The organism is Thioalkalivibrio sp. AKL7 (assembly GCF_000381705.1).
Lineage (GTDB): Bacteria > Pseudomonadota > Gammaproteobacteria > Ectothiorhodospirales > Ectothiorhodospiraceae > Thioalkalivibrio > Thioalkalivibrio versutus.
Genome location: NZ_KB906950.1, coordinates 151,227 through 173,370, shown reverse-complemented (window position 1 = coordinate 173,370; position 22,144 = coordinate 151,227). Strand labels below are relative to the sequence as shown.

At 66.8% G+C, this 22,144-nt stretch carries 21 protein-coding genes; 9 read left to right on the top strand and 12 right to left on the bottom strand.

What is annotated here, in order from left to right; translation table 11 throughout:
• Nucleotides 1-136: 136 nt before the first annotated feature.
• Together G315_RS0107860 and G315_RS0107855 are read right to left on the bottom strand one after the other, a co-directional pair.
• Nucleotides 137-1,345: a hypothetical protein gene (locus G315_RS0107860; RefSeq protein ID WP_019612256.1), complete on the bottom strand. Its 1,209-nt coding sequence runs from the start codon at nucleotides 1,343-1,345 to the stop codon at nucleotides 137-139.
• 281 nt (nucleotides 1,346-1,626) lie between these two features.
• Nucleotides 1,627-2,967 (bottom strand): calcium-binding protein, encoded by a 1,341-nt coding sequence (locus G315_RS0107855; RefSeq protein WP_026338844.1) that lies wholly within the window; start codon nucleotides 2,965-2,967, stop codon nucleotides 1,627-1,629.
• A 421-nt stretch (nucleotides 2,968-3,388) separates the two neighbouring features.
• Between G315_RS0107855 and G315_RS0107850 the strand changes: the two genes are divergently transcribed.
• Genes G315_RS0107850 through ubiB form a run of 4 tightly spaced genes read left to right on the top strand, consistent with a single transcriptional unit; the run spans nucleotide 3,389 to nucleotide 6,830 of the window.
• On the top strand, nucleotides 3,389-3,754 hold the full coding sequence (locus tag G315_RS0107850) for a gamma-butyrobetaine hydroxylase-like domain-containing protein (RefSeq protein WP_018145031.1): 366 nt from the start codon (nucleotides 3,389-3,391) through the stop codon (nucleotides 3,752-3,754).
• A 13-nt stretch (nucleotides 3,755-3,767) separates the two neighbouring features.
• Nucleotides 3,768-4,517 carry a bifunctional demethylmenaquinone methyltransferase/2-methoxy-6-polyprenyl-1,4-benzoquinol methylase UbiE gene (gene ubiE, locus G315_RS0107845; RefSeq protein ID WP_018168865.1) on the top strand — a complete coding sequence of 250 codons (750 nt, stop codon included), beginning with the start codon at nucleotides 3,768-3,770 and terminating at the stop codon, nucleotides 4,515-4,517.
• Between the two features lie 7 nt (nucleotides 4,518-4,524).
• Complete coding sequence (locus G315_RS0107840) at nucleotides 4,525-5,145, top strand: SCP2 domain-containing protein (RefSeq protein ID WP_019612254.1); 621 nt, start codon at nucleotides 4,525-4,527, stop codon at nucleotides 5,143-5,145.
• Nucleotides 5,145-6,830, top strand: a complete 1,686-nt coding sequence (gene ubiB, locus G315_RS0107835) for a ubiquinone biosynthesis regulatory protein kinase UbiB (protein WP_018145028.1) — start codon at nucleotides 5,145-5,147, stop codon at nucleotides 6,828-6,830. Before G315_RS0107840 ends, ubiB begins: the two co-directional genes overlap by 1 nt.
• Nucleotides 6,831-6,893: 63 nt before the next feature.
• Here the strand turns inward: ubiB and odhB are convergent, their stop codons facing one another.
• Complete coding sequence (odhB, locus tag G315_RS0107830; protein ID WP_018145027.1) at nucleotides 6,894-8,234, bottom strand: 2-oxoglutarate dehydrogenase complex dihydrolipoyllysine-residue succinyltransferase; 1,341 nt, start codon at nucleotides 8,232-8,234, stop codon at nucleotides 6,894-6,896.
• 35 nt (nucleotides 8,235-8,269) lie between these two features.
• Nucleotides 8,270-11,080, bottom strand: a complete 2,811-nt coding sequence (locus G315_RS0107825) for a 2-oxoglutarate dehydrogenase E1 component (protein WP_019612253.1) — start codon at nucleotides 11,078-11,080, stop codon at nucleotides 8,270-8,272.
• 189 nt (nucleotides 11,081-11,269) lie between these two features.
• On the opposite strand from G315_RS0107825, the gene uvrD reads away from it, so the two are divergent.
• Nucleotides 11,270-13,474, top strand: coding sequence for a DNA helicase II (uvrD, locus tag G315_RS0107820; RefSeq protein WP_038032117.1), 2,205 nt, complete (start codon nucleotides 11,270-11,272; stop codon nucleotides 13,472-13,474).
• Between the two features lie 207 nt (nucleotides 13,475-13,681).
• On the opposite strand, the gene G315_RS0107815 is transcribed toward uvrD, so the two are convergent.
• Complete coding sequence (locus tag G315_RS0107815; RefSeq protein ID WP_018145024.1) at nucleotides 13,682-14,212, bottom strand: DsrE family protein; 531 nt, start codon at nucleotides 14,210-14,212, stop codon at nucleotides 13,682-13,684.
• Between the two features lie 158 nt (nucleotides 14,213-14,370).
• Here G315_RS0107815 and rpsT point away from each other — a divergent pair, with 158 nt between their 5' ends.
• Nucleotides 14,371-14,640, top strand: coding sequence for a 30S ribosomal protein S20 (gene rpsT / locus G315_RS0107810; protein ID WP_019612252.1), 270 nt, complete (start codon nucleotides 14,371-14,373; stop codon nucleotides 14,638-14,640).
• A 167-nt stretch (nucleotides 14,641-14,807) separates the two neighbouring features.
• Here rpsT and ggt read toward each other — a convergent pair whose 3' ends face one another.
• From ggt to coaD, 3 genes are read right to left on the bottom strand one after another with little or no spacing between them, the layout of a single operon-like run.
• Entirely contained in the window at nucleotides 14,808-16,517 is a 1,710-nt protein-coding gene (gene ggt, locus G315_RS0107805; protein ID WP_019612251.1) for a gamma-glutamyltransferase, read from the bottom strand.
• Between the two features lie 8 nt (nucleotides 16,518-16,525).
• Nucleotides 16,526-16,777, bottom strand: a complete 252-nt coding sequence (locus tag G315_RS0107800; protein ID WP_018145021.1) for a YfhL family 4Fe-4S dicluster ferredoxin — start codon at nucleotides 16,775-16,777, stop codon at nucleotides 16,526-16,528.
• 33 nt (nucleotides 16,778-16,810) lie between these two features.
• A complete protein-coding gene (gene coaD, locus G315_RS0107795) occupies nucleotides 16,811-17,299 on the bottom strand; it encodes a pantetheine-phosphate adenylyltransferase (RefSeq protein ID WP_018145020.1) in 489 nt (162 codons plus the stop codon).
• Between the two features lie 103 nt (nucleotides 17,300-17,402).
• On the opposite strand from coaD, the gene G315_RS0107790 reads away from it, so the two are divergent.
• Nucleotides 17,403-17,630, top strand: coding sequence for a hypothetical protein (locus G315_RS0107790; protein ID WP_018937461.1), 228 nt, complete (start codon nucleotides 17,403-17,405; stop codon nucleotides 17,628-17,630).
• 96 nt (nucleotides 17,631-17,726) lie between these two features.
• Here the strand turns inward: G315_RS0107790 and G315_RS0107785 are convergent, their stop codons facing one another.
• From G315_RS0107785 to G315_RS0107775, 3 genes are all read right to left on the bottom strand, one after another.
• Nucleotides 17,727-18,737, bottom strand: coding sequence for a PA2778 family cysteine peptidase (locus G315_RS0107785; protein WP_019612250.1), 1,011 nt, complete (start codon nucleotides 18,735-18,737; stop codon nucleotides 17,727-17,729).
• A gap of 12 nt (nucleotides 18,738-18,749) precedes the next feature.
• Nucleotides 18,750-19,163: a PA2779 family protein gene (locus G315_RS0107780; RefSeq protein ID WP_018145017.1), complete on the bottom strand. Its 414-nt coding sequence runs from the start codon at nucleotides 19,161-19,163 to the stop codon at nucleotides 18,750-18,752.
• A 104-nt stretch (nucleotides 19,164-19,267) separates the two neighbouring features.
• Nucleotides 19,268-19,705 (bottom strand): hypothetical protein, encoded by a 438-nt coding sequence (locus tag G315_RS0107775; protein WP_018145016.1) that lies wholly within the window; start codon nucleotides 19,703-19,705, stop codon nucleotides 19,268-19,270.
• 152 nt (nucleotides 19,706-19,857) lie between these two features.
• On the opposite strand from G315_RS0107775, the gene G315_RS0107770 reads away from it, so the two are divergent.
• Nucleotides 19,858-20,082 (top strand): GDCCVxC domain-containing (seleno)protein, encoded by a 225-nt coding sequence (locus tag G315_RS0107770; RefSeq protein ID WP_018145015.1) that lies wholly within the window; start codon nucleotides 19,858-19,860, stop codon nucleotides 20,080-20,082.
• Nucleotides 20,079-20,714 carry an organomercurial lyase gene (merB, locus tag G315_RS0107765; RefSeq protein WP_018145014.1) on the top strand — a complete coding sequence of 212 codons (636 nt, stop codon included), beginning with the start codon at nucleotides 20,079-20,081 and terminating at the stop codon, nucleotides 20,712-20,714. The genes G315_RS0107770 and merB overlap by 4 nt, the downstream gene beginning before the upstream one ends.
• Here the strand turns inward: merB and G315_RS0107760 are convergent.
• Nucleotides 20,711-21,976 carry a 6-phosphofructokinase gene (locus tag G315_RS0107760; RefSeq protein ID WP_018145013.1) on the bottom strand — a complete coding sequence of 422 codons (1,266 nt, stop codon included), beginning with the start codon at nucleotides 21,974-21,976 and terminating at the stop codon, nucleotides 20,711-20,713. The genes merB and G315_RS0107760 overlap by 4 nt on opposite strands.
• Nucleotides 21,977-22,144: the final 168 nt, after the last annotated feature.

The window sequence follows — 22,144 nt, the reverse complement described above, 5'->3', positions numbered from 1 at the left end:
ACATCTCAGCGAGCTGGCCACCCGCATAGAGGCTGCGGGCATGGTCAAGTTCGTCCTGCGTGATCGGAGTATGAATGCCATCGTTACTCATTTGCCACATTCCTTGTTGGCAGGGTCTAGTTACTAGACTGAAAGATTAAGGGTCTACTTTAAATCCAAGAATAAGGTCACGCACGCTGCTTTTCATTTTGCGCCACTCGGGAAGCTTGTCGCGTGGAAACCTAAATGCCACACGCACCCCCCATTCAGGAATGGTGAACTTGTATTGACACTTATGAACGGACCTAGGGTTAACCATATTGCCCGTCTGGCACCGGAAGTAATCGGTCACGACGCCATCGAGATCACCCTTCCAGTAAAGGGTCTCATTCCATAATTCATAGTTGTCAGTCCCAGGCCCCACAGGCTCCGCCCATTGGAGCCCGGTTGCGGGGTCCATTCCTCTAATTTCGTACCGAACGTCTTTCAGATATCGGTAACGCCCTTTCTGCTCATCCCACTCACGGGTTATGCGCTCACCTTCGTCGAGCCGCTCAATTACCCCTTGGACTACGGGCGCCCAGTCACCATGCTCGCGGCGGAGTTCATACGAAAACTGGCCATCGCGAAGAAAACCGGAAAGCGCCACCACGCCGATTAACAGCCAGACGTCCCCGTCAGGTTCGTCCTTGGTCCAATAACTAGACTGTGTCTCCGAAGTTCTGGGCACCAAGTCCGGCCAGCGAACGTATAGCGAGAAGGCGTGCGCATCGTCCTCAAACGTCCGCTCGTCCGGGCGGGGAGTATCGGGGTCACGAGGCGCCCAGGTGCTCTGGTCCTTGTATTCGATGCCGACCAGGGCCAGATAATTTGAGGGAATCGCAATCGGCGCACCATTGATGTTGGCCTTGCGGATCCCAACCGTTGAGTCTTGGAGGCTGCCATCAAGGCTCTCTGTCCCTGCATAGTCGTGAAGCCATTGAGTAATAGGGTTGTGGGTCAGCATCACGCCGACGATAGCAAAGGCCACGATGCCCAAGAACACGATGTGCCGGTGCCAAGCCCCGACCGAAAGGCGGAAACTCCTCGGCTCCGGGTCGGCGGTTCCGGGATGAGGATGGCGATGCAGGAAGTGCCAGGCAATCAGCCAAGGCGCGACCACGAAGGCCAGCAGGATCAGCGCGGCAATGGTGATCGCCGCGGAATCCGGTCCGGAAAAGGCCTTCCCGATAGCCATCAGCGCCGGGGGCGCTGCCAGCACCACTACCGCGTAGATCATGCGCACGCGGAACGCTGCCCGGCGGCGTTCGGAGAGGATCCCGACGGCCGTCAGGAACGCGATCACATAGGGAATCAGCCACGCCATGGCGACCTCCCAAGGCTTTGGGCGGTAATAGCCAGTCCGGGCAAATCCGCGGCTAGGTTAAAACGCAACGGAAGCCAATCCAGCGGTGCACCGGAGCGCATGGGAGTGCGCCACGCCGACAATATCGGAGCGCGATGCGGCACAAACCGAAGCGGTACTCTGGGCATTACGCCGATCCGTGGCGAGGTCATGGCTTTTCCCTGTCCATGAGTGATGGTTTTAAAGGCTGCCGGCTTCAGGCGGCCTTGTCAAAGTTGCCGCTGAACGCCCTGGCGTGGCGTTCATTCGGGAAGCTCCAGGCTCTGCCCATCGGCAAGTCGAACGGCGTACAGACGATGGCGCTCGGGATGGATGGCGCCAAACCAGTTCTGGATGCGGATGCTGTCCTTGCCATTGCGGTGGGCGATTACCAGCTCGTGGTCTTCTGCGTGGATATCGAGATCTTCGGGGCGGATGTCCGGGCCCAGCTCGAGCACGCTACGGCTGCGGTCTCCGTGCATCTCGACCACGATGTTATGGCCGGCACCGACTTCGAAGCGATAGATGTTTTCGCCAGAGCCGCCGTACAACAGATCTTCACCGGGCCCGGGCTTCAGGACATTGTCGCGATCACCCCCGAGCAACCAGTCACCGCCGGCTCCGGCCTTCAGCGTTGCGTCACCTTCATGCGCCACCACGATCTCGCGCGCGGCCGTGCCCTGTCCGTCCATGCGCACGCCGTCCCAGCCCAGCGCCACTAGCGCGCTCTGGAGAGTTGGGTCGCTCCCGGCCTCGAGCAGCCAGTCACGCATCAGGCGGTAGGGGTCAAAACCCATCGCCCGCAGGCGCTCGCCGCCAGCCCGCTCGAATTCGAACAGGTCGGTCAGCCCCCTAGCCGGGTCTCGCTCGAAGCTTTCCTGCAGGGCGCTCGTGGTGTCGGAAAAATCGAAGCCGGCACCGGATGCGTTCAGGGCAAAGGTGATCCCATCGAAGTAGGGCGCCAGGTGCGTCTGCCGCATGAGCTCGCCGTACATCGCCGTTTTCAAGATCGCGAAGGCCTTGTGCAACTCCGATGCTCCTCCCGGGCGAGGGTCGGGGCTGCCCTGCTGGCGGAAACCCCTGTCCAGGAAGGCCTCCAAGGTGACGAGCTTGCGGCCATCGATGTTCGGCCCCCGGTCTTCCGGATCGACGTCGGCGGCTCCGGCCCATTCAAACAGCAACGCGTTCATGCGGGCGGCACGCGCCTGCACGTCGGTCTCGTTTCGAAAGGCCTCGACATGCTCGCGCAAACGGCCGCTGTCGTCGCGCTCCAGGGCCACGCGCAGGTTCGGCACGTTGCCGTAGCCCTTCAGGTCAACGTCAGCGCCAGAACCAGCCGGAATACTCGGGTCCCGGATATCGCCCAGGGAACGCGGCTCCGAACCACTCCGCCCGGTCGAAACCTCGGATGAAAGCTCTGACGAGTGATCCGGAGACCACCCCGGAAGAGGGACGCCACCTGCGGTCGAGGAAAACCCTTGCTTGAACCCCCGAACGAACTCGGCCGCGAAGAGGTTCACGCCATGCCGGACCTCGGGTAGCAACGTATACACCGCACCCAGGCAGGCCAGCACGAATACAACGGTGACCAGGGCAGACCTCATGAGGCCACCCTCCCGAACGGCCGGAAAGAAGCGGCCTCGGGGATGCGAGCAGGAGACCCTGGGGCTGAACACCAGGCAAAACGGCGGTCCTGCGACTCTGCGCGGCAATCGTCCGCAAGGCGCGGGAGAGCACGGCGGCCTATCCAGGCACCTGGCGCAAGGAATTCGTCGTCCGACTCTTGACGAGATGGGGGCACGCCAATCCGTGGCGAAGTCATGGACATTCCCTTTCCATGAATAAGGCTGCGGACTCTGACGCGCCACCCAAAGGGTGTCAAGATCCGCAGACCTGCGGTGCGCGGGGAGATGCCACGCTGGCCTGCAGGGCTGGTATCCTCGCAGTCCGTTGGCGGCCGCCGTTATTGGGCGGTCGCGCAAGATCTTTCCGGGGCCATCCCGGACCGTGGATGCTGGAGGCCGCATGAGCAGTACGCACCGACCCACCGATATCCAGTTGCATCAGAAGTCGCGCATCCTGGAGCTGACGTATTCGGACGGCTCGCATTTCGAGTTGCCCTGCGAGTTCCTGCGCGTGTATTCGCCCTCGGCCGAGGTGCGCGGGCACGGCAAGGGCCAGGAGGTGCTGCAGGTCGGCAAGGAAGACGTGAACATCACCGGGATCGAGCCGGTCGGAAACTATGCGGTGAAGCTCGTGTTCTCCGACGGGCACGACACCGGCATCTATGACTGGGACTACCTGCACGAACTCGGCACGAACCAGGAGCGACTGTGGCAGGATTACCTGGATCGGCTGAAAGAGGCCGGACACGAGCGCAAGACGCACTGACAACGGCACCTTGATGAAAGAAGAATCCGGCAAGACCCACTTTGGCTACCAGAGCGTCCCCGAGTCCGAGAAGGCCTCGCGGGTCGGCGAGGTGTTCCATTCGGTCGCCTCGCGCTACGACGTGATGAACGACCTGATGTCCATGGGCGTCCATCGCATCTGGAAACGCTACACCCTGGAGCGCACGGGCGTGCGCCCAGGCATGAAGATCCTGGACCTGGCCGGCGGCACCGGCGACCTGGCCGGGGCCTTTGCCCCACGGGTCGGACCGAAGGGGCAGATCGTGGTCTGCGACATCAATGCCTCGATGCTGGAGGCCGGGCGCGACCGCATGCTGGACGAGGGCCATGTGGGCAACCTCGACTTCGTGCAGGCGGACGCCGAACAGCTCCCCTATCCGGACGACTACTTCGACCGCGTGACCATCGCCTTCGGCCTGCGCAACGTGACCCGCAAGGAGCGCGCGCTGGCCGAGATGCGCCGGGTGATCAAGCCGGGCGGGCGCGTGCTGGTGCTGGAGTTCTCGCAACCGATGGCGCCGCTGCGCCCGATCTACGATGTCTATTCGTTCAAGATGCTCCCCCTGATGGGCAAGCTGGTCGCGAACGACGCTGACAGCTACCGCTATCTGGCCGAATCCATCCGCATGCACCCGGACCAGGAAACCCTGGCCGGCATGATGCGCGACGCCGGACTGGAACGGGTCGAATACGACAACCTGACCGGCGGCATCGTCGCCCTGCACCGCGGCACCAAGCTGTAGCATTTTCATGGCCGAACCCTTCGCCCTGCCCAGTCCGTTCGCGGCCCTGATCGAGGCCACGCTGAACGAACATCTGGCGAGTGCCCCGAAGAAGGACCGGGCGCGGCTGGCCGGGCGTGCGATCGCGATTGCGATCGAGCCGCCGGGGCTCGCACTGTCGCTGGTCGGGGCCGCGGATCGATTGCAGGTTACAGGCGGCGTCGAGGGACCGGTGGATGTACAGCTGTCGGGTTCGCCGCTGTCGCTGGCCGCCGCCATGGCGCGCGACGACCGCTCCGGGCTCACCATCACCGGCGATGCCACCGTGCTCTCCGACCTCCAGCACGCACTGCGCGACGCCGGGATCGACTGGGAGGACCTGTTCGAGCGCTTTGCCGGCGCCGGCGCGGCCGGCCCGCTGCGCCACCTGCTGGACCAGGCGCGCGACAGCCTGCGCCACCTGGGCCGGCGCTCCGCCGAGGACACGGCCGACTACCTGCGCGACGAGCTCGAATGGCTACCGGCCGGCGGTGCGTTCGAGGCCTTCGCCGAAGACGTAGCCACGCTGCGCGACGACGTCGCCCGGCTGGATGCGCGGCTGCGTCGTCTGGAGGCACCGGCCTCCGCACCTGACGACCGGCAGGCCTGATGCGCCGCGCGCTGTACCGGGGCCTGCGGCTGTGGACCATTGCGCGGGTCCTGGTGCGCTATCGCCTGGACGTCATCCTGTTCACGCTGAAGCCGCTGCGCCCGCTCAGCTTCCTGCTCTATCTCGCGCCCTGGAACTGGTTCCGCCGCACTGAAGGCACGCGCGGCGAGCGCATCCGCCGCGCGCTGGAGGATCTGGGCCCGATCTTCATCAAGTTCGGACAGATGCTCTCCACCCGGCGCGACCTGCTGCCGGACGACATCGCGATCGAGCTCGCACGCCTGCAGGACCGGGTACCGCCGTTCCCCAGCGACCAGGCGCGCGCCGTGATCGAGGCCGAGCTGGAACGCCCGATCGAGATCGCCTTCGCCGCCTTCGAGGACACGCCAATCGCCTCGGCCTCCATCGCCCAGGTGCACGCGGCCACGCTGCAGGACGGGCGCGAGGTGGTCGTGAAGGTGGTGCGCCCCGGCATCCTCAAGACCATCCGTGCGGATCTCGAGGTGATGCACCTGATCGCGGACCTGGCGGACCGCTACTGGTCCGAGGCCAAGCGCCTGCGCCCGCGCGAGGTGGTGGACGAATACGAAAAGACCGTCACCGACGAGCTGGACCTGATCCGCGAGGGCGCGAACGCCGCCGCGATCCACCGCAACTTCGAGGACAGCCACCTCCTCTACATCCCGGAGATCATCTGGGATTACACCCGCCGCAGCGTACTGGTGATGGAGCGCATTGGTGGCCTCCCAGTGGCCGATGTGGCCGCCCTGCGCGAACGCAACGTGGACCTGAAGCTGCTGGCCGAACGCGGGGTGGAGATTTTCTTCACCCAGGTGTTCCAGCACAACTTCTTCCACGCCGACATGCACCCGGGCAACATCTTCGTCGATGCCACCCACCCGGACGACCCGACCTACCTGGCCGTGGACTTCGGCATCGTCGGCTCGCTGCTGGACTCCGACCAACGCTATCTGGCCGAGAACTTCCATGCCTTCTTCAACCGCGATTACCGCCGCGTGGCCGAACTGCACGTGGAATCCGGATGGGTCCCGAAGGACACCCGCGTCGACGAGTTCGAGGCGGCGATCCGCACCGTGTGCGAACCGATCTTCCAGCGTCCGCTGGACGAGATCTCCTTCGGCCAGGTCCTGCTGCGCCTGTTCCAGACCGCGCGGCGATTCAACATGGAGGTCCAGCCGCAGCTGGTGCTGCTGCAGAAGACCCTGCTGAACATCGAGGGCCTGGGCCGCCAGCTCTACCCCCAGCTGGACCTGTGGACCACCGCCAAGCCGTTCATCGAGAAATGGATGCACGAACGCATGGGTGTGCGCGCGTTCATCCGCAACGCGCAGCAACACCTGCCGCGCCTGCTGGCGCACCTGCCGGAACTGCCGATACACCTGGAGAAGGCCCTGACCGTGGAAGAGCAGCGCGCCGAGCGCGACGCCGCGCTACGCCGCCAGATCCTCGAGCTGGAAAACGGGCTGAGGCGCCAGTCCCGCCGCCGCAACGAGGGCTGGGCGGGCGTGGCCCTGCTGGCCCTCGCGGGGCTGGCCACGCAGCTGGAAGTCGCGGCCTGGCAGGGGCTCGCCTGGCCGGTCTGGCCGCTCGCGCTGATCGGCGCCGGCGTGCTGCTGTTCAGCCTGCGCCCCGGCCCCCGGCGCCGTCCCGTCACGGACGACTGAGCCAGCCGTCACGTGGGATGCGGCTTGAGTCGTAGCCTGACGCCACCACTCCACCTCACAGGGTCAAACGTCGAGCAGCAACCGCGCCGGGTCCTCGATGGCGTCCTTGATGGCGACCAGGAACTGCACCGCCTCGGCACCGTCGACCAGGCGGTGGTCGTAGGACAGGGCGACGTACATCATCGGCCGGACGACGACCTCGCCGTCCACCGCGACCGGGCGTTCCTTGATCGCGTGCATGCCGAGGATCGCGCTCTGCGGCGGATTCAGGATCGGCGTGGAGAACAACGAACCGAACACGCCCCCGTTGGTGATGGTGAAGGTGCCACCGCGCAGCTCGTCGATATCCAGCTTGCCGTCACGTGCGCGTTCGGCGTAGTCGCGGATGCGCCGCTCGATCTCGGCAATGGAGGCGTTGCCGGTATCGCGCAGGACCGGCACCACCAGTCCGCGCGAGGAGGAGACTGCGATGCCGATGTCGCTGTAGTGGTGATAGACGATCTCTTCGCCATCCAGTGCGGCATTGACGACCGGGAAGCGCTCGAGCGCGCGGCTGGCCGCGGCCACGAACAGACCCATGAAGCCGAGCTTGATGGAATGGCGCTTCTCGAAGGGCTCCTTGTAGCGGCTACGCAGGGCCATCGCCGCGGACATGTCGATCTCGTTGAAGGTGGTCAGCATCGCGGTGGTCTGCTTCGCTTCCAGCAGCCGTTCCGCGATGCGCGCCCGCAGGCGGGTCATCGGCACACGCTCGATGCGCTCGGCGCGGTCTCCGGGGTCGGCCGCATACGCCTGGGGTCGCGCCGCCCCGACGGAACCCGATGGCTTCGAAGAAGCCGCGGGCGCGCTGCGATCACTGCGCGCACGCTCCACGTCGGCACGCTGGATGCGCCCGTCGTCGCCGGTGCCCTCGACATCCTCCGGACGCAGGCCGGCTTCCTGCAGCAGGCGCCGCACGGCCGGCGTGGGCGGCGGGCTACCGGCCGCTCCGTTCCCGGCCCCGGACGGCGCGGGCTCGGGTGAGGAGGCAGCGGCCGGTTCCTCTTCCCGATCCCCCGTTGCAACGGACGCCGGCTTGCCGCCCTCCGTGGCTGTCGATGCCCTGGAAGGCGCTGCCTCATCCTCGGCCTCTTCGTCCGGGTCCTCCGGGCCGGCTTCGGCGGGCCCCAGATAACCCAGGATCGCGTCGGCCTTGACCACATCACCCTCGTTGGCGGAGAGCTCGACCAGGGTGCCCGCACTGGGGGCCGACACCTCGAGGACCACCTTGTCGGTCTCCAGCTCGGCGATCAGCTCGTCGCGCTTGACGGCGTCGCCAGCCTTTTTGTGCAGGGCGATCACGGTCGCATCGGCGACCGACTCGGGGAGTTCCGGGACCTGGATCGGGGTGCGATCGGATGCCATCTCGCTTCCTTGTTCTATGCGTCTTTATCGAATGTTCAGGGCGTGGGGTGCGGCGTGTCGCGCGAGCTGATCGGCCCGAAGGCGCGTTCGAGCAGATCTTTCAGCTGCGCCTTGTGCACCTCGGGGTAGCCTACGGCGGGCGCGGCGGCCGGGGGCCGCGCGACCGCGTGCAGGGTCTGCCCGCGCACCGCCAGCAGCGGGTTGATACGCGGAGCGACGAACTCCAGGTAGCCCTGGTTCTCCGGCTCGTCCTGCACCCAGACGAATTCGTCGGCCTCCGGGTAGCGGCCCAGCAACTCGGTCAGGCGTTCCTCGGGGAAGGGGTAGCACTGTTCCAGCCGCAGGATCGCGGTATCGGTGTGCTCGCCCTCGGCCTGGCGCGCGGCCAGGTCGTAGAAGATCCGCCCGCTGGTCAGCAGCACCCGCCGCACCTTGCCGGGATCCTCGATGCGGGCGTCGTCGATGACCGTCTGGTACTGGCCCGTCGCCAGCGCATCGAGGTCGGAGACCGCGTCCTTGTGGCGCAACAGGCTCTTCGGGGTCATCACGATCAGTGGCTTGCGATAGGGCCGCAGCATCTGCCGGCGCAGCAGGTGAAACATCTGCGCCGGCGTGGTGGGCACGCAGACCTGCATGTTCTCCTGCGCCGCCAGTTGCAGGAAGCGCTCCGGGCGGGCCGAGGAGTGCTCCGGGCCCTGCCCCTCGTAGCCGTGGGGCAGCAACAGGGTCAGGCCGGACAGGCGCCCCCACTTCTGCTCGCCGGAGGAGATGAACTGGTCGATCACCACCTGAGCGCCGTTCACGAAGTCGCCGAACTGCGCCTCCCAGACCACCAGAGCCTCGGGCGCGGCGGTCGCATAGCCGTATTCGAAGGCGAGCACGCCCTCTTCGGACAACAGCGAATCGATCACCAGAAACCGCGGGTGGTCCGGATCCAGGCGCCGCAGCGGGACGATGGCCTTCCCGGTCTCCTGGTCATGCAGGACTGCATGGCGATGGAAGAAGGTGCCCCGGCTGGAGTCCTGCCCGGACAGGCGAATGCGGTAGCCGTCCTGGATCAGCGCACCGTAGGCCAGGGTCTCGGCCGCACCCCAGTCCAGCGGCTGCTCGCCCCGCGCCATGGACACGCGGGCATCCAGGATCTTCTGCACGCGGTCGTTCAGATGGAAACCCTCTGGCGGGGTGGAGAGCTGCTCGAGGGTGCGCGCCAGGCGGTCGGCGGGGGCGCCGGTGTCCACGTCCTGGTCCCAGGTCTGGTTCAGATAGGGGCCCCAGTTGGTCGAGGATCCGGCATGGCTGTTGCGCTCGCGCAGCAACGACAGCGCCACCGGCTGGCCGGCATCCAGCCGGCCGCGATAGTCCTCCAGCGCTTGCTCCTGTGCGTCTTCGGTGGTCAGGCCCTCGCGGATCAGGCGTCTGGCGTAGCGCTCGCGAGTGGTCGGCAGGTCGCGGATACGACGATACATATGCGGCTGCGTGGCGGCCGGCTCGTCGGCCTCGTTGTGGCCCTGGCGGCGGTAGCAGACGAGATCGATGACCACGTCCTTGCCGAAGCGCATGCGGTAGTCCAGCGCGATCTGGGTGATGAACACCACGGCCTCGGGATCATCGCCATTCACATGCAAGATGGGCGCGTTCACCATCTTGGCGACATCAGTGGCGTAATGCGTCGAACGAGAGTCCTTTAGGGTCGAAGTGGTGAAACCGATCTGGTTGTTCACCACCACATGCACGGTGCCCTTGGTGGAGAAGCCCCGGGTCTGGGACATGTTCAGGGTCTCCATAACCACGCCCTGCCCGGCAAAGGCGGCATCGCCATGGATCACCACCGGCATCACCCGGTTGCCCTTGCGATCGCCGATACGCACCTGGCGCGCCCGCACCGAACCCTCCACCACCGGGGTGACGATCTCCAGGTGCGAGGGATTGAAAGCCAGCGCCAGATGCACCCGACCACCCGGGGTCTCCAGGTCCGAGGAGAAACCCATGTGGTATTTCACGTCGCCGGTGCCACGGTCGTCGCGCGGACGCCCCTCGAACTCGTTGGCCAGCTCCTCCGGGGACTTGCCGAACAGGTTGACCAGCACATTGAGGCGTCCGCGGTGTGCCATGCCGACCACGAACTCCTGCAGCCCGCGCGCGCCGCCCCGCTGGATCAGGGCATTCAGCAGCGGGATCAGGCTCTCCGCGCCTTCCAGCGAGAAGCGCTTCTGACCGACATAGCGCCGGTGCAGGTAGCGCTCCAGACCCTCGGCTGCGGTCAGACGCTCGAGGATCGCCAGGCGGGTATCGTCATCGAAACCGAAGTGGCCATGGGCCGATTCCAGACGCTCCTGCAGCCAGCGCTTCTCGTCGGTGGCCATCAGATGCATGTATTCCGCGCCGATACCGGCGCAGTAGGTCTCTTTCAGCACCCGTTCGATCGTATCCAGCGAGACCCGCCCGTCGATGAACAGCGAGCCCGGATCAAAGGTGACATCGGGGCCGACCTGGTCCAGGCCGTGATGCTCGCGGCTCAACTCGCGCGGTGGCTCCGGCGGTTCGCGCTCCAGAGGATCCAGACGGGCGCCAAAGTGACCGAGGTAGCGGTAGGCATTGATGAACTGCAGCACGCGGATCTGCAGCTGTTCATGGGCCAGATCCGGACGATCGGTGGAGCGCCGGCGGCGTTCCGGGCGCGGCGCATTTTCCAGCGAGCGGAAGTAATCGGCCCAGGCCGGCGGGACGGCATCGGGGTCGTCCTGGTAGCGCTCCAGCAGATCCTCGGCGAAAGCGAGGTTATCCGGGTGCAGTTCCTGCCCGGATACGGGGCTGTCCAGCCGGTGCCGGGATGGCATCTCGTTCATTCGCGGTCTCTTCCCATTCCTGATGCGTCGGCCTTTGGGACCTGATCGGCGCGCGAGGTTCCCGCGCGGAGTCGATGAATCAGCGTCTTCTTGAAGGCTGCCTCCGAGGGTAGCGCGTTTGCGCGGGCGAAGGCACACGGCCTGCATGCGGAACGTGCGATTCCGGCCGGGTTTCCCTACCATTCGCGCATGGATGTCTCCCCCCTGCTCGATTCCCTCAACCCGGCCCAGCGCGAGGCCGTGGCCGCCCCGCCGCATCCGGTGCTGGTCCTGGCCGGCGCCGGCTCCGGCAAGACCCGCGTGCTGGTGCACCGCATCGCCTGGCTGATTGGCGTCGAGGGCGTGGCCCCGCACAGCCTGCTGGCGGTCACTTTTACCAACAAGGCGGCGGCCGAGATGCGCGGGCGCATCGAGTCGCTGCTGGGCCACCCGGCCACCGGGCTGTGGGTCGGGACCTTCCATGGCCTCGCCCACCGCCTGCTGCGCCAGCACTGGCAGGAGGCGAAGCTGCCGCAGGCCTTCCAGATCCTCGACTCCGATGACCAGCTGCGCATGGTCAAGCGCGTACTGCGCGCCCTGGAGCTGGACGAGTCGCGTTGGCCGCCCAAGCAGGCGCAGTGGTACATCAACGCGCGCAAGGACGAGGGCTCGCGCCCGGAACACCTGCCGGATACCGGCGACCCGGTCGCCCGCCAGTGGGTACGCGTCTACACCACCTACCAGCAGGCCTGCGAGCGCGCCGGTGTGGTGGACTTCGCCGAGCTGATGCTGCGCTCGCTGGAATTGCTGCGCGACAACAAGGCCCTGCTGGAGCACTACCGCACGCGCTTTCGCCACGTGCTGGTCGACGAATTCCAGGATACCAACGACATCCAGTACGGCTGGCTGCGCCTGCTCGCCGGGGACAGCCCGGTATTCGCCGTGGGCGACGACGACCAGTCGATCTACGGCTGGCGCGGCGCGAAGATCGAGAACATCCAGCACTTCCAGAAGGACTACCCGGGCACCCAGGTCGTGCGCCTGGAACAGAACTACCGCTCCAGCGCCAACATCCTGAACGCGGCCAACGCCCTGATCCGGCACAACTCCGGCCGCCTGGGCAAGGAGCTGTGGACCGAGGGCCACGAAGGCGCGCCGGTCCGCCTGTACACCGCGCTGAACGAGCAGGAAGAGGCGCGCTTCATCGCCGAGACCATCGCCCGCCACGTGGACCAGGGCGGGCTGTACCGCGAGTGCGCGGTGCTGTATCGCTCCAACGCCCAGTCACGCGTTCTGGAGGAGACCTTCATCGGCCGGCGCATGCCCTACCGGGTCTACGGCGGCCTGCGCTTCTTCGAGCGCCAGGAGATCCGCGATGCCCTGGCCTACCTGCGCCTGGCCGGCAACGGCGATGACGACGCCGCCTTCCTGCGGGTGGTCAACCAGCCCCCGCGCGGGATCGGCGAAAAGACCCTGGAGGGCCTGCGCCAGGCCGCCCAGGCCGCCGACACCAGCCTGCTGCAGGCCGCCACTCACGCGGTGGACGCCGACGCCCTGCCCGGACGCGCGCGCACCGCGGTCGCCGGGTTCGTGCAGCTGGTCCGCACCCTGCAGCAGGAGCTGCCGCGCCAGCCGCTGGCCGATCAGGTGGAACAGGCGATCGAGCGCGCGCAACTGCGCGAGCACTACAAGAAGGAAAAGGGCGAGCGTGGCGAGGCACGCCTGGAGAACCTGGACGAGCTGGTGGGGGCCGCGCGCGCCTTCGACATGAGCAGCACCGCCGAGAGCGAGGAAGGCGAAGGCAATCGCCTGACCGAGTTCCTCGCCCACGCGGCGCTGGAGGCCGGCGAGGGTGCGGCCGACCCGCACGAGGACGCGGTGCAGATGATGACCCTCCACTCGGCCAAGGGCCTGGAGTTCCCGCTGGTCTTCCTGACCGGCATGGAAGAGGGGCTGTTCCCCAACGCCCGCTCGCTGGAGGAGCCGGGGCGACTGGAGGAGGAGCGCCGCCTGGCCTATGTCGGCATGACCCGCGCCGAACAGGAGCTGTACCTGATCCATGCCGAGACGCGGCGGCTGTATGGACGCGAGTCCTACAATGTCGCCTCGCGCTTCATCAACGAGATCCCCGAGGGCGCGCTGGAGGTGCTGCGCCCGCAGGCCTCGCCCTATGGCGCGGGGCGCTTTGCCGCGGCCCGGAACAAGACGGCGGGCTTCGGGGCCATGGATACGCAGGCCGCCGAGGCCTCCGCGGCGGGCCTGGCGATCGGCGCACGGGTGCACCACGCGAAGTTCGGCGAGGGGCTGATCACCCAGTTCGAGGGTTCCGGCAACTCGGCCCGGGTCCAGGTGAACTTCGCCCACGCCGGCTCCAAGTGGCTGGTGCTGAGCTTCGCCAAGCTCGAAGTGCTGTAACCACGGCTGAACGGACACGCCCGACGCGGCCTTCCTGCACCCCGAAGGGCACGGAGAAAAAGGGCTCGAGGTGGTATCGCGCAAGGCCGGCGCATCCTGCCCGCGATACCCCCGTAGCGCACCCACCCCTGGCCGTCTTCGGACCTTCGTGGAGACACTAAAAAGCCCCGCCAAGGCGGGGCTTCGGGTCAAGCATGCGAAAGGTCCTTACTCGATCTTGATGTAGGCGAAGCCTTCCTCGTTCTGCAGCTCGGCCACGCGCACCACACCCGAGGGCACGAAGTTGACGTGATCGTAGATCAGGTCCTCGTCCAGACCGATCTGCGAACGGGTGATTTCGCACAGCTCGAGCTTCACGCCGTGGGTGCTGGCGAGGCTCATCAGGCGCCCACGCAGGGTGTCGCGCTCTTCCTTGAGTTCCTCGTCGGCCTCGAACGGGGTATCAGCCAGGTCGTCATCGGTCAGGAAGCGGATGCCGTGCGCCACGAACACGATGCGCACGTCGGCATCGATAAACTCGTTCTGGTAATGCGTCATCATGTTGTTGATGCTGGTCAGCATCGCGGAGAAACGGCGCGGGTCGGCGAAGTCGGCGTGATAGACGACCTTGGCCTCCGGCTCGAAGGCCTTGGCCTGCGGCATGAAGGCAATGCTCGCCAGCAGGAGCGCCGCGAACAGCAGGGCCACGCCCGATGCTGTCGCCGGCGCGGCCCGAAGGGTCTGGTTGAATCGATTCATCCTGTTCTCCTTTGAATGGCTTTCTTTCTTCTACAGTAGACGCATGGACGGCCCCAGGCCATCCCCATCACGCGCAGGACCCGGTTGACGCTGGAGTGCCCCGGGGGTATGCTCTGCCGCCTTTCCAGAACCTAGCGATTTAACGCGAGGGAAGTACTTTGGCAAATATTGCTTCTGCCCGTAAGCGGGCCCGTCAGGCGGTCAAGAACCGCGCCCACAACATGGGGCTGCGCTCCCGTTTCCGTACGGCCATGAAGGCCGTGCTGAAGCCGCTGCACAAGGGCGATGCCCAGGCGGCCGCCGAGGCCTACAAAGAGGCCGTTCCGGTGATCGACAAGACCGTGAGCAAGGGCCTGATTCACCGCAACAAGGCGGCTCGCCACAAGAGCCGCCTGAACGCCCGCATCCGCGATCTGGCCCAGGGCTAAGCCCCCGGGTTCCGGGCCGGCACGGCCGGCCCGGCGGTTGCAGTGAATCGAAAAAAGCCGCCCCCCGATCTCGGGGTGCGGCTTTTTGTGTGGGCGCAATTCGTGAAGGCCTAGGATACTCTGATCCATTCGCGCGCCTCCCGGCACGCGCGTCCATCAGCGCGTCTTCAGGGCTGGAACACCCGCGCCTCGCCCTCTCCGCGCGGATCGGAAGCCGCCTCCAGGCGACCCGCCCCGCGCTCCCACAGGATGGCGTGCATGTCACCGAACGGACGCACCTGCGGCACCAACTGATGCCCACGCGAGACCAGCTGGCCACGCAGTTCGGCATCGAACGCCCCGGTTTCGTGTTCCACCCGATCGGGCAAATACTGGTGGTGATAGCGAGGCGCCGCGACGACCTCCTCGATGGATTGCCCCTCGAGCACGCCGAACACGCCGCGCAGGACCATGGTAATGATGCGGCTGCCACCCGGCGTGCCCAGGATCGCCACGCGATCCTCGGTCTCGACGAAGGTCGGGCTCATGCTCGACAGCGGGCGGCGCTGCGGCGCGATGGCATTGGCCTCGAAACCGACCAAACCATAGGCGTTGGGCTCGCCCGGCTTGGCCGAGAAGTCGTCCATCTCGTTATTCAGTAGCACGCCCGTCCCGGGCACCACGTAGCCGGATCCGAACGGATAGTTCAGCGTCAGCGTGGCCGCGACCCGGTTGCCCTCGGCGTCGATCACGGAAAAGTGCGTCGTCTCGCGACTTTCGGTCGACACCGACTCCGGAAGCTCGGCCTGCGGCTCGACCGACAGCGGCAGGTAGCGGCTGGGCGTGGCCGTGTCGGGATGGATGGTGGCGCGCAGACCGGCCGCGTAGTCGCGCGACAGCAGCCGCTTCAGCGGCATATCCACATGGTCCGGGTCGCCCAGGTACTCGGCGCGATCACGATAGGCGCGGCGCATCGCCTCGATGGTCAGGTGGGCGCGCATGTCCGGCGCCAGTGCCTCGAGGTCGTAGAACGCCAGGATGTTCAGGATCTGGCCGAGCGCGACCCCGCCGGAAGATGGCGGCGAGGCGGTGGTGATCGTGGCGCCAAGATAGTCCAGACGCACGGGGTCGCGCTCGACGACCGCGTACCCCGCCAGGTCGTCCAGGGTCCAGATACCGCCGGCCTCGCGCACGCCGGCGACCAGGCGCTCGGCCAGATCACCGGTATAGAAACCATCACGGCCTTCGTCCGCCAGGCGCCGAAGGGTCACGGCCAAGTCCGGCTGGCGCAGGGTCGCGCCCTCGTCCGGCAGGCGACCCGCCTCGAGGTAAATGTCGCGCGCGCCGGCCCCGTCGCGCAGGGCCTGATGACGAAAGCCCGCCATCTGCAGGTAGCGGCCGCTGACCGGAACACCGTCCTCGGCCAGACGGATCGCCGGCGCCAGGCTGTCGGCCAGTGAACGGCGTCCGTATTCCCGCGCCAGGTGATCCATGCCGGCGGGCATGCCGGGGATGCCGGCGCCAAGCACGCCATCCAGCGACAAGCCGTCGATCACCTCGCCGTCGGCATCCAGATACATGTCACGGTCGGCCGCGGCCGGGGCGGTCTCGCGGGCATCGAGCATCACGCTGCGGCCGGAGGATGCCTCGTACAGCAGGAAGAACCCGCCGCCCCCGAGCCCGGAGCCGTAGGGCTCGGCTACACCCAGGGCGGCGGTAATCGCGACGGCGGCATCGAAGGCGTTGCCGCCGTCGCGCAGCACGGCCTCGCCCGCCTCGGTGGCGGCCGGGTGAGCGCTCGCCACTGCGTGCTGCCCCGGGCCGGCCAGCGCCAGCGGCGGCGCCAGCGACAGGGTGACGAAGACCGCGCAGTGCAGGAGCGGGCGGCGCCAATCCATGCCGCGGCCTACTTCGCGGCCATCAGGGCGTCGTACTTGGCCGTCAGCTGCTCGCGGGTCTCCTTGTGATCGGGATCCAGCGGGATGCAGTCCACCGGGCAGACCTGCTGGCACTGCGGCTCGTCGAAATGGCCGACACATTCGGTGCACAGCGTGGGGTCGATCTCGTAGATCTCGTCCCCCGGGTAGATGGCCTCATTCGGGCACTCGGGCTCGCAGACATCGCAGTTGATGCATTCGTCGGTGATCATCAGGGCCATGGGCCGTTCCTCGTATCCAGTGGCGGGGCCCGGCTAGCGTGCTGCGCCGTTTTGTTCGGCCAGCATGCGCGCCACACCGGGGCTAACGAATTTTGAGACGTCGCCGCCCAGTCGGGCGATTTCCCGCACCAGACTGGAGGAGACGAAGCTGTACTCCTCCGCTGGCGTCAGAAACAGCGTTTCGACCTCCGGCGCAAGCTGTCGGTTCATCGCTGCGAGCTGGAATTCATGTTCAAAGTCGGACACCGCCCGCAATCCGCGCAGGATCACGTTGGCCTGCTGCGCATGAACAAAGTGCGCGAGCAGGACATCGAAGCCCTGCACCTCCACGCCGGGGATATCACCCACCGCCTGTTCGGCCAGGGCCACGCGGGTCTCCAGCGGGAAGGCCGGGCCCTTGTTGGGACTGGCGGCCACCGCGACTACCACGCGATCGAACAACCGTGCCGCACGCCGCACGATGTCCGTGTGACCGTGGGTGATCGGGTCGAAGGTGCCAGGATAGATGGCAGTAACGGACATGGGCGAAAGGCCGGTCGGGAAAGCCCCCATTAGACCGCAAGCACCGCGAACAGACAAAATGCCTGTCACGCACGCCGCGCCCGCACCAAACAAGGACTGCCCGATGAGTGACGACTACCGCCCCCCGCTTGCCGACTACTGGGACCAGCTCGAGTCCCGCTACGGCGGCGGCTTCAACTTCCAGCAGATCTCGCGCGACGAACTGGCGCAATTGGTGGAGCACCTGCGTCAAGCGGTAAAGAATGACCCGCAGGTCACGGACGTGGAGAAGCAGAACCTGGGCCTGGTGCTCAAGCACGCCGAACAGGCCCTGGAAAAACGCTCGGCCTAACGCAACAGGGACTGTCCCTGCGAGCGTTGCGCGGTCATCCACACCCTGCCGATCGCCGCGGGCTTCGCGACTCGCGATGACGGAATCCGTGCGGTCTTACCGCGCGCGTGCCTCGGTCGCCGCGGCACAGGGCGGCAGGGCTCGGCACTCGGCGCCGCCGTCGGGAGCCTCCGCCGCGGCGCCCAGGGTACGCGCATACGCTCCCGGTCCCGCCAGATCGGCCGCGCAGCTCGCGGCCTCGCGTGCCTGCTCGCCGCACTCGCGAGCGATCAGCACGTGCGCGAGGTTGTTCCAGCCCTCGTGGCGGGCCGGATCACGCTCGACCAGCGCCCGCAGGGCATTCTCCGCCGCCGGCAGATCGCCCTGGGCAAAGGCCACGTTGGCGCGACCCACGTAGGGAATCGGTTCATCGGGCCAGCGGTCCATGGCGGTTTCGTAGCCCGTGGCCGCCGCCGCAAAGCGCCCGGTCTGTTCCAGTTCGTTGACCGCACGCAGCCAGCGCAGCGGCTGGGCGGTGGCCGGCAGGGTATCGGGGGGCATCACAAGGAAGGCCCAGCGCTCACCCCGCGCCCAGGTGCGCTCGAAGCGGGCAAAGGAATTCACGTGGCGCTGGATCGGGCCGCTGCGCAGGAAGATCTCCCGATCCTCCAGGTCGTATCCGATAACCACCGCAAAGTGCCATTCCGGGATCAGGGCCACCCCGAGGTTCTGGAACACCACTACCGGGTTGCCCGCCGCCACCTCGCGCAGGATCGCCTCCAGTTGGGGCTCGATACGGTAGGCCACCTGGTCGCGCGCGCGCACCGCCGCGCGCATCTCGGTCTGCAGGCTGCCCTCGCGGGCGGGGATGTAAACCTCCTCGATCAGATCATCCAGCGCGGCGTCGATCCCCCGGGCATTCAACGCCGTGGCCAGCGCGGCGGGGCCGCACTGGTATTGCTCCTGGGGAAAGAACGGCGTGTCAGCCAGTTCGACGCGCGCCGGCAGATCCGTCGGACGCTCGCTGGCCAGACCCGCGCTCTGCGGCGCGGTGGCACAACCAGTCAGCCAGAGGAGCGCGGCGAGCGCGAGAAACCCCGTGACTCGCCACGTCGAGATGGACCCCATGCAGGGCGTGGCTTAGCGGGACGGCCCGACAAACGAGAAGATGTCGGTCACACCCACCGCATCCAGGATCACGAACACCACGAACACGATGGCGACCACACCCAGGACGCTCGCCGCGCCGGCCGGGTCGGTCTCCATGTGCGCCTCCAGCTGCGCCAGTTCGTCGTCGGTCAGGCGGGCCACACGCTGCTCGGCGCGCTCGGGATCAACCCCCATCTCGATCAGCTGCGCGCGAACCTCGGCGTCATTGAGCTGTTCCAGCAACTGGGCGCGGGTGTCGTCCGCGCTGGCCTGCTGGATCATGCTGCCGGTATCCAGCATGCCGACATCGGCGAATGCCGGGGTGGCGGGCAGCAGGGTCAGGGCCAGCGCGACCAGCAGTGCCGCGGGTGCGGACAGAACTCGACGGAACGAATGAACGCTCATGGGCAGACTCCTTGAAATCGGTGAACGGTTGTTAGAAGTGTAGCCCGCCAGAGCCGCGAATTGACCGGCCGCAAACGAAAATCGCGGCCGGTTTCACACGTCTGTCAGCTTTCGTCGGGGGCGTCGACCACCTTGATCTCGTACTCCAGGACCTCGACACCACGCGCCCAGGCCCCGCCGCACACGGAGTTGTCGCGCGTGCGCTCCTGGGTCTCGCCCGGACCCAGCGTGCGCCACAGGCGGGTCGTCGTGCGCACGTCGTCTTCCAGCTCTCCGGGGCAGTTGTAGGCGGTCTTGGTGACCCGGACTTCCAGCCAGTCATCCGTGTTGTTGGTCGCGCGCCACTGTCCGCGCACATTGGCGCAGCCGTATTCGTGCATGCGGTATTCGAAGGCGACCTCATCCGGCGAACCGTCCGCCGGGGCGAAGTAGGCGCCCTGGGCCGCGACCTGGCCGGGCGCGACAAACGCGGCGGCCAGCACACTGGCAGCGGTCAGGGCGAGGGTGCGATTGAGAATGCGCGAGTACATGATTTCCTCCATCCGGGATCCGGTTGTGGGCCCGTCTTGCGCGGGCTTGGCAGAGAATAGACGCTGGCCAGACGGCGTTTGTGCCGATTCCGGTTGTCTGGCGGGGTTTTTCCCGCCAGCCCCGGTCGTTGGCTCCCATCCTCGCAAACCGAGCTGAAACGCATATGAACGAGATCGTGCCCGATTCGACCCTGACCTGCCCGGAATGCGGGCACCAGAAGACGGAAACGATGCCCACCGACGCCTGCCAGTGGTTCTACGAATGCACCGGCTGCGGGGTCCTGCTCCGGCCACTTCCAGGGGACTGCTGCGTGTTCTGCTCCTACGGCACCGTGCCCTGTCCGCCCATCCAGCAGGAGGGCCCGGGCAGCTGCTGCGCCTCGTCATGAGGCCGGCGCACGTGACCGCCGCCCTGGAACGCCTGCGCGGCGACTTCCCGCTGGAACAGCGCCTGCGGGATGCCCCCGAAGCCGTACGCGCCGCCTATCTCGAAGTCCTGGAACACTGGCGCCAGCGCGGACGGCCACCCGAGGCCCGGGAGCTGGATATCCGCGCGCTGGAGCGACTGGCCGCGCTGGATGCCGTGGCGCATCAGGCCCAGGGTCTGGGCTGCTACCCGTACAGCGCCGCACCAGGGCGGATCACGGTCAGCGTCGCCGGGCGCGGTCTGGTTACCGCCATGTGCGCCGTCGACGCGCTGGCCATCCCGATGCTGAGCGGCGCGCATAGCCGGATCGAGGCGGCCTGCAGCCACTGTGGCGCCGCGCTCAGCCTGGAATCCGGGCCCACTGCGGTTGCGGATACGGCCTCCGCGTGGGTCCATTACCGACCGCGCCGCACGGACAACAGCCCGTGCTGCACCAGCCTTTGTGAGGGCATCACCTTCGTCTGTGCGCGTTGTGCACCGGCCGAACACGCGGACTATCTGCGCGTCGACGAGGCGGACAGGGTCGCCCGGCAGTTCTTCGCCTTCCAGCGGGCCTGGCTGGACGCCGACGCCCACTCGCCCGGAAACGACTAGTCGGTCTTGACCTCGAACGGAGGGCAACGCTTGGGCAGCAATTCGCCCCGGATGCGCGGGTAGCAGGGCAGGCCCTGGTCGAACGGCGGGGCGTCCTCGCCCTGGATCAGCGGGCGCAGGTAATCGCGCGCGGCCTGGGTGATGCCGTAGCCGTCCGGGGTGATGTACTCGCGCGGCATGCCCTGCTCGACGTCGGCCACGGTCTCCAGCGGGGTAAAACCGATACTCCAGCGGTAGGGATCGTTGGAATCGCGGCGGATGATCGGCATGAAGGCATCCTCGCCGGCCACCACGCCCTCCACCGCCGCACGGCCACAGGCATAGGCCTGCTCCACGTCCACCTTCGACGCGATATGCCGCGCGGAGCGCTGGATATAGTCGACCACCGCCCAGTGCAGCTTGTGTCCGGTCTGTTCGCGGATCAGCTCGGCCAGGCGCGGGGCGGCGCCGCCCAGCTGGGTGTAGGCATACACATCATGGCTTTGTGCCACCGAGAACAGGGTGCCATCCGGATTCTTCAGACCCTCGGAGACCACCACCACACAGTAGCCGTGACGCTCGATGGTCCGGTTCAGGTGCTCGAGAAAGTCGTCCTGGTCAAACAGGGTCTCGGCGAACAGGATCAGCATCGGCGGCTGGCCGTCGAACTCCTGTGCCAGCGCGGCGGCGGCCGCCAGCCAGCCTGCATGCCGACCCATTACCTCGAGCACGAACACCTTGGTGGAACTGGTGTGCATGGACTCGACATCCAGACTGGCCTCGCGCACGACCGTGGCGATGAACTTGGCGGCGGAGCCGAACCCGGGGCTGGAGTCGGTCACTGCGAGATCGTTGTCGATCGTCTTGGGCACGCCGATCGCCTTGATCGGGAAGCCCATACGATCCCCCATCCTGGCGATCTTCAGCGCGGTATCCATGGAACCGCCGCCGCCGTTGTAGAAGAAGGTGCCGATGTCATGGGCGCGGAAGACCTCGACCAGGCGTTCGTACTGTTCCGGATCCTTGTCGGGATCGCCCAGGTCGAAACGGCAGGAGCCGAACGCCCCGCCGGGGGTATGACGCAGGGCCGCGAGGGTCAGCGGGTCCTCCTGATCCAGATCGATGATCTCCTCGCGCAGGACACCGAGGATGCCGTCGCGCGCCGCATAGATCTTGCCGAAATGGGCCGGATGGGCGCGCACCGCCTCGATCACCCCCCAGGCGCTGGCGTTGATGACGGCGGTAACCCCGCCGGACTGGGCGTACAGCGCGTTTTGCGGCATGCGAATCTCCCTTGTGGATACAGCCCCGGATGCCATGCACGACAAATGCCAGCCCGCTCAAGCCATCAACTACCCGTCGGATCGGCCCATCCGGGTGCTTTTGCTACACTATGCCGGTTAAGACACTCGGCGCACCGGGGCCGTTCGCCCCGTCATGGTGCTCACGCA

Bases quoted from the DNA above. Each gene is read 5' to 3' on its own strand.
- G315_RS0107790 (WP_018937461.1), top strand. From the start codon at position 17,403: ATGAGTGACGACTACCGCCCCCCGCTTGCCGACTACTGGGACCAGCTC.
- G315_RS0107775 (WP_018145016.1), bottom strand. From the start codon at position 19,705: ATGGAGGAAATCATGTACTCGCGCATTCTCAATCGCACCCTCGCCCTG.
- merB (WP_018145014.1), top strand. From the start codon at position 20,079: ATGAGGCCGGCGCACGTGACCGCCGCCCTGGAACGCCTGCGCGGCGAC.
- G315_RS0107860 (WP_019612256.1), bottom strand. From the start codon at position 1,345: ATGGCGTGGCTGATTCCCTATGTGATCGCGTTCCTGACGGCCGTCGGG.
- odhB (WP_018145027.1), bottom strand. From the start codon at position 8,234: ATGGCATCCGATCGCACCCCGATCCAGGTCCCGGAACTCCCCGAGTCG.
- ubiB (WP_018145028.1), top strand. From the start codon at position 5,145: ATGCGCCGCGCGCTGTACCGGGGCCTGCGGCTGTGGACCATTGCGCGG.
- G315_RS0107840 (WP_019612254.1), top strand. From the start codon at position 4,525: ATGGCCGAACCCTTCGCCCTGCCCAGTCCGTTCGCGGCCCTGATCGAG.
- G315_RS0107815 (WP_018145024.1), bottom strand. From the start codon at position 14,212: ATGAATCGATTCAACCAGACCCTTCGGGCCGCGCCGGCGACAGCATCG.
- G315_RS0107850 (WP_018145031.1), top strand. From the start codon at position 3,389: ATGAGCAGTACGCACCGACCCACCGATATCCAGTTGCATCAGAAGTCG.
- G315_RS0107785 (WP_019612250.1), bottom strand. From the start codon at position 18,737: ATGGGGTCCATCTCGACGTGGCGAGTCACGGGGTTTCTCGCGCTCGCC.
- G315_RS0107780 (WP_018145017.1), bottom strand. From the start codon at position 19,163: ATGAGCGTTCATTCGTTCCGTCGAGTTCTGTCCGCACCCGCGGCACTG.
- ubiE (WP_018168865.1), top strand. From the start codon at position 3,768: ATGAAAGAAGAATCCGGCAAGACCCACTTTGGCTACCAGAGCGTCCCC.
- ggt (WP_019612251.1), bottom strand. From the start codon at position 16,517: ATGGATTGGCGCCGCCCGCTCCTGCACTGCGCGGTCTTCGTCACCCTG.
- G315_RS0107825 (WP_019612253.1), bottom strand. From the start codon at position 11,080: ATGAACGAGATGCCATCCCGGCACCGGCTGGACAGCCCCGTATCCGGG.
- G315_RS0107760 (WP_018145013.1), bottom strand. From the start codon at position 21,976: ATGCCGCAAAACGCGCTGTACGCCCAGTCCGGCGGGGTTACCGCCGTC.
- uvrD (WP_038032117.1), top strand. From the start codon at position 11,270: ATGGATGTCTCCCCCCTGCTCGATTCCCTCAACCCGGCCCAGCGCGAG.
- G315_RS0107800 (WP_018145021.1), bottom strand. From the start codon at position 16,777: ATGGCCCTGATGATCACCGACGAATGCATCAACTGCGATGTCTGCGAG.
- coaD (WP_018145020.1), bottom strand. From the start codon at position 17,299: ATGTCCGTTACTGCCATCTATCCTGGCACCTTCGACCCGATCACCCAC.
- G315_RS0107770 (WP_018145015.1), top strand. From the start codon at position 19,858: ATGAACGAGATCGTGCCCGATTCGACCCTGACCTGCCCGGAATGCGGG.
- G315_RS0107855 (WP_026338844.1), bottom strand. From the start codon at position 2,967: ATGAGGTCTGCCCTGGTCACCGTTGTATTCGTGCTGGCCTGCCTGGGT.